At 68.2% G+C, this 6,000-nt stretch carries 2 protein-coding genes; both read left to right on the top strand.

Annotation, left to right across the window (positions count from 1 at the left end; genetic code table 11):
- Positions 1 to 675 precede the first annotated feature (675 nt).
- Positions 676 to 2,268, top strand: a complete 1,593-nt coding sequence (locus tag ACFCZF_RS14750; protein ID WP_376671965.1) for a VCBS repeat-containing protein — start codon at positions 676 to 678, stop codon at positions 2,266 to 2,268.
- Positions 2,269 to 2,276: 8 nt separating this feature from the next.
- On the top strand, positions 2,277 to 5,930 hold the full coding sequence (locus ACFCZF_RS14745; protein ID WP_376671963.1) for a LamG-like jellyroll fold domain-containing protein: 3,654 nt from the start codon (positions 2,277 to 2,279) through the stop codon (positions 5,928 to 5,930).
- The last annotated feature ends 70 nt before the right edge of the window (positions 5,931 to 6,000 follow it).

The raw sequence follows: 6,000 nt of genomic DNA, 5'->3' as shown, positions 1-6,000 counted from the left end.
AGACAGGCAAGCCCTCGATCAAGTAGACATGGACGAGGTCAGGACCTGGGGAATTACGTGACGCCGGGCCCGGGGAATTACGTGATCGTTCACAGCCCTCACCCGCACGGCCGCCGGCTGCGTCCTCCGGCCCCCGGCTTTCTCTCTGGGGGAGGACCGCGCCGAACCAGCGGTTGTCACGTGTGTCCTTTCCGACGAAGTAGCGATACAGCCATTCGGCGAAGCTCGCCCGGACTGCGCCGAGCCGCCAGCCCGGCCTTCGACCGGAATCCCGCAGAGCGCCGTCCACAGCCGGGAGGAACGGCGTTGCAGAACCCGTCGTGAGCGCCCGAAGAGAACCGCGCGCCGTCCGGGCGCCAACGCCCCGCATCTGCCGCCCCCCGTGTACTGGCCGCGTGACGCTGCAGGCTCGTCAGGCGGAGAGCGTTTCGGCTGCGAGTGCACGGTTGATGAGGGGCGCGCTGCCGTTTCCTGATGCTGCAGGCGCCATGTCGGCCACGCAGTGGCGTATTCGGCTCCCTGAGGCGGAATCTGCCAGATCACGTATATGCCGATGGCTGAAAAGTGACGTTGATGGCTTGAATCGATCTTGTGTGCCGCGTACATGATCATTACGCCCCGGTCAGTTGTGTCTCGTGCGCATGGCGTGACGAGTGCGAATTTTCGGTGAACCTGATGATCTCGGGGTGGGGTGTGCGCATAAACGGCAGGGCTTTCGGCGCCTTGGTTGGGATGGCGGTGATCGCGGTCGCTGTGCCTGGTGGTGCTCACGCCCAGCCGGTTTCCGCGCCGGCGGCGGCAGCGGCGTGTGCCGGAGCCGGGCAGGACTTCAATGGCGACGGTCTGTTCGACCTGGTCGTTGCGGACCCGCAGGCGACGGTCGATGGAGTACCCCAGGCAGGACTGGTCCGCGTGATCTACGGCGGAGGCAAGGGGACTGCGGAGATATCGCAAGCACTCCCCAACGACGCAGCTGCCCCGGAGCGCGGAGACCAGTTCGGGTTCTCGTGGGCGGTGCATGACGCTGACGGGGACGCCTGCGCGGACCTTGTCGTGGGCGTGCCGTACGAGGACGTGGCCGTCGACGGTATAAACCAGCTCGACGCCGGCGCCGTGTACGTCTACCACGGCTCCGCGGCCGGACTCGGCACCGAAGGCGCGCGCATCGGTAACTGGACACAAAACGTGATCAATGCGGGAGCGCTGACAGAAGCCAACGACCTGTTCGGCTACGCGCTGGCGTCCGGGACAGCTGCATCCGGCCAGCCGTGGCTCGCCATCGGCGTGCCCGGTGAGGACCTGACGTCGGACAACGTCCTGCGGCTCGAGGCAGGCGCGGTCGAGTATCTGCAGGGTTCGACCGTGTGCGGCATCACTCAGGACGCCCCCAGCGTGCCTGGCGCCGTCGAGGCGTATGACCGGATGGGTACGTCGCTGACCGGGACGCACCGCTACTTCGCCGTGGGCAGTCCTGGTGAGGCAATCGGGACCCAGGAGTTCGCCGGCATGGTGACGGTGTTCAGCCATACGCTGGAGAGCGGCTGCCCGAAGCCGCTGGCCGGACTGGACCAGGCGGGGGCGAGCGACGGAATGCCCGGTACGGCGGAGGCTGGCGACCAGTTCGGCACGTCGGTGAGCATGGACAACTACCGTCCTGCGGACCAGAGCTACAACTCCGACGCGATGCTGGCGATCGGCATCCCGGGGGAGTCCATCGGGGAGATCCCCAGCGCGGGCATGGTGTCCGTGGTGCGCGTCCAATCGACGGGCGCCGCCACCACGGTGGCGACCATCGATGCCACGGTGGCGGATGTCGAGGGGGATCCGGCCTCCGGTGACTTCTTCGGCCAGCGAGTGACGCTCGCGAACACGGACGCCTCGGTGGTGACCGGGGCCGCGACGGCGCGTCTGGCCGTCGGTATCCCCGGCCGGGACGTCGGGGCCGTCAAGGACGCCGGCGTCGTGCAGGTCTTCAAGCCGCTGGACGCCTCCCTCGGCTCATCGGACAAGGTCCTTTCCCGCGCGGCTTCAGGGAGCCTGCTGCCCGGAGTCGCGACGGCACGGGACTACCTGGGCACCAGCCTGCGCTCCGGTCCCAACGCACTGTACGTGGGGGTGCCCTACAGCAAGGAACCGGCGACCAGCAAGGGTGCCCTCTATTCCCTCACCTGGGCCGCGGTAGACACCGGTACAGGTACGGCGACCCTGTACCGGCCGGGCGCGGGCGGCATCCCCGACGCCGGCACGTCCTTCGGCATAGTCGGGTGAACGGGACCATGACGTCGATACCAAGACCAGGCGCACGCAGCCGCTCCCGCCGAGCCCTGACCACGGCGGTGATCTCCGCGGTCCTGGCCACGGGGCTCGGTGTGGTGCCGATCGGTTCCGCACAACCGGCCCCCGCCCAAGCCGCCGATCAGAAGAACCCGGCAGCCGTGCCCGACACGCAGACGGCTCAGCGCAAGGCTGCGTCCACGGGCGAGAGCGTCGAAGTGCTCGACCTGCGCTCCGAGCGCAGCACGACGGTGGCCAACCCCGACGGCACGTTCACCCAGACGGAATCCGTCCAGCCGGTGCGCACCCACAAGGACGGCGCCTGGCAGGCGATCGACACCACACTGGAGCGCCGCCCCGACGGGAGCTGGGCGCCCAAGGCCGCCGTAAGCACCATGGCGTTCTCCGGAGGCGAGGACCAGACGTTCGCGCGGATCGAGAAGGACGGCCGGGAACTGGCCCTGTCCTGGCCCGGCGACCTGCCCGAACCCCAGGTCGAGGGATCGACCGCCACCTACGCGAACGTAATGCCTGGCGTGGACCTGCGCCTGCACGCGGACGCCGAAGGCTTCTCGCACATCCTGGTGGTCAAGGACGCCAAGGCAGCAGCCAACCCCGACCTGACACGCCTCGAACTGCCGGTACGCACCGCTCACCTGGACCTGACAGAGACGCAGTCCGGAGCGGTCGAAGCACGTGACGCCTCCGGCTCCGGCGTGGTCTTCGAGGCCCCGAAGCCGCAGATGTGGGACTCGAGCCAGCCTGCGGACGAGACCGACACGGGCGGAGCCCGGACACAGAGCCTGACAGCCGACGACTCCTCCAGCGGCCCGGGATCCACTCCGCCGGACGGCGCGCAGGTGGCCGACGTCGCAGTGGACCTGTCCGGCGGCGTCCTGGCCCTGGAACCAGACACCGACCTGCTGACCAGCAGCGAGACGACCTACCCGGTGTACATCGACCCGGTCGTGAAGACGGCGAATCGTTCCGCCTGGACGATGGTGTCGTCCTATCATTCTTCCGCAGAGTTCTGGAAGTTCGGCGACGACGAGGGCGTGGGTCGCTGCCCCGCAAACGTGTCATACCGGTGCTCCTCGAGCAGCGACGTCAAGCGGCAGTTCTTCGCCATCCCGACGGGCGCCTTCGAGGACAAGGACATCCTTTCGGCGGAGTTCGCCGTGACGATGGTGCACACGTACAGCAGCAGTGCCCGTTCGGTACAGCTGGGGCGGGTCAATTCCGGTGGAGCGAGCGCCATCAACTCCGCTACAAACTGGGGCAATCAGCCTTCCCTGAAGGAGTCTCTCGCTTCGCAGTCGCCGACCAATCCAGCTGGTTCGTGCACGAGCACGAACCAAAACGTGCGATTCAACGTCAAGAGCACGGTGCAGAAGGCCGCGAACTACGGCTGGGACACCACGACGTTCCGATTGGCCGCTGGCAGCGAGAGCGACTACGCGTACTGGAAGCGCTTCTGCGGCAACGCTCACCTGTCGGTCACCTATAACCGCCCGCCGGCGCAGTCCCCCATGGGCGATCTGAGGATGGCGCCGGGCGGAAACTGCGAGTACGGGCGCGCCAGGGAGCACTACGTTTCCAGTGCGCCAAGGCTCACGGCCGTGATCAGGGACTACGACCACGGAGACACGGGCGGCAACTCGGAAAGGCTGAAGGCTCAGTTCCGAGTGTGGTGGACCGCCGGTGGCAAGACGTACAACCACTACGCGACCACCGCGGCGAAGAGCACGGTGGACAGCTCATGGAGCGACCAGACGGGCGTGGCGACCTTCACTTACACCGTGGGATCGGACTTGTCCGGTGACGGTCAGGCCGGGTTCACCATCCCGCAGAACACGGTGATCGGCTGGACAGTACGCGGTCACGACGGCACCTCATACGGGTCCTGGAGCCTGGACGGTGACGCCACCCGCTGCGAGTTCATCTACGACGCGACCGTTCCCAAGGCGCCGGTCGTCACCTCCGACCGCTACCCCGATGACGAACAGTGGCACGCCGGCGTCGGAGACTACGGCACCTTCACCTTCGACTCGTCCTCGGCGGACGTGGCCTCCTACCGGTACCGGTTCAAGGGCGAGAGCTGGAAGTACATAAACGCCGCCACGCTCGGCGGCCCGGCGAGCACGTCCTGGATGCCACCGGACGAGGGACCGATGTTCGTGGACGTCCTCGCGGTGGACGACGCGGGCAACGTGCAGAAGACGCCGACGTCCTACTCGTTCAACGTAGGGGACGGGCGGGCGCCCACAGCGGGATGGAGCCTCGGTGACGCCGCCGGCGCATCCGAGGCGGTCGGCACGAGCGGCTCTCCGGCCGCGGCTGCCGGTTCCGGCGTGACCTTCGGACGGCCCGGACCGCTGGGCGGTGCGGACACCGCAGTGGCCCTCGACGGCTCGGCAGACGCCTATCTGGATGCCGGAGCGCCGGCCGTGGACACCGGCTCGACCTTCTCGGTGAGCGCCTGGGTCCACCTGGCCGAGCAGCCGGAACGCGACGTCACGGTCGTCAGCCAGGACGGCGTCGCCCAGCCGGGCTTCGCCCTCGGATACGACGCGGACACCGAGTCGTGGAGCTTCTCCATCCCCTACTCCGACATGCAGACCATGGGCACCTGGAAGGTATCCGGCGCCACGGCCGTGCCCGGTAGCTGGACGCACCTGATCGGCGTCTACAACGACGCCACGGGCAAGATGAGTCTGTTCGTCAACGGAGACCTGATCGAGAAGGCCGTCACGGCCAGACACACCGTCTGGAACGCGGACGGAGCCCTGCAGATCGGTCGGAAGATCGCGCTGGACGGCTACACCAATCACCTACAGGGCAGCATCGCGGACGTGAAACTCCACGACCGCGTGGTCACAAAGGCGGAAGGACACGGTCTCGGCGGGATACCCGTCCGCCAGCTGGCCTACTGGCAGGTCGACAACGCCACGGCCGGCGTCTCGCCGGACGCACAGGGCGGCACAGGTCTGACGCTGGGCGGCAGCGCCGCGATCTACCTCCCTGACGATTCCTGCGATCCCGCACTGGATCCGGAATGCACACTCCCGGCCGAGCCCCTGTGGGGCGACGGACACCTCCAGCTCAACGGCACAAGCGCCTATGCGACACGCAGCGCCGGCCTGCTGGCAGAACAGGACGGATTCACGCTCACGGGCAGGGCGAGGCTCGCCGCCGCCCTACCGACCCGGGACCAGACGGTGCTCTCCTTGGCTGGCACCGGCAACAGCGCCATCACCGTCAAGTACCTGGCGTCGGCACAGCGCTGGGCCATGGTCACCACGGACGGGACGGGAACATCCGCCAAGTCCACAACGACCATCGCCACCGGCGCCCTGCCCAGCAGCGAAGGCAAGGGCGACCACCTGGCCCTGGTCTACTCGGCAGTGTTCGGAGATGCCCGGCTCTACGTCAACGGCACCCTCGCCGCCACGACGGCCTGGGACAACACCTGGGACTTCACCACCACGTCCCTGCAGGCCGGGCGCTCCCTGGACGGGACAACGGCAGGCGCGTACTTCGCCGGCGCCCTCGACGAGCTGCGCGTCTTCGCCGGCGACCTGGACACCAGCGTCGTCGCACAGGTGAGCCGCCTGCCCGCCGGATCAAGCATCGGGGAGCCGGACGTGGCGACCTGACCCACCTGGAGGGCGCCCGGCCACCCGCCGGGCGCCCCACTTGGCCGGCCCCCTGACGTCCGCGGCACGC

The organism is Streptomyces sp. NPDC056296 (assembly GCF_042268605.1).
In the GTDB taxonomy this organism is placed as follows: domain Bacteria; phylum Actinomycetota; class Actinomycetes; order Streptomycetales; family Streptomycetaceae; genus Streptomyces.
This window is presented reverse-complemented; position numbering and strand designations above follow the sequence as displayed.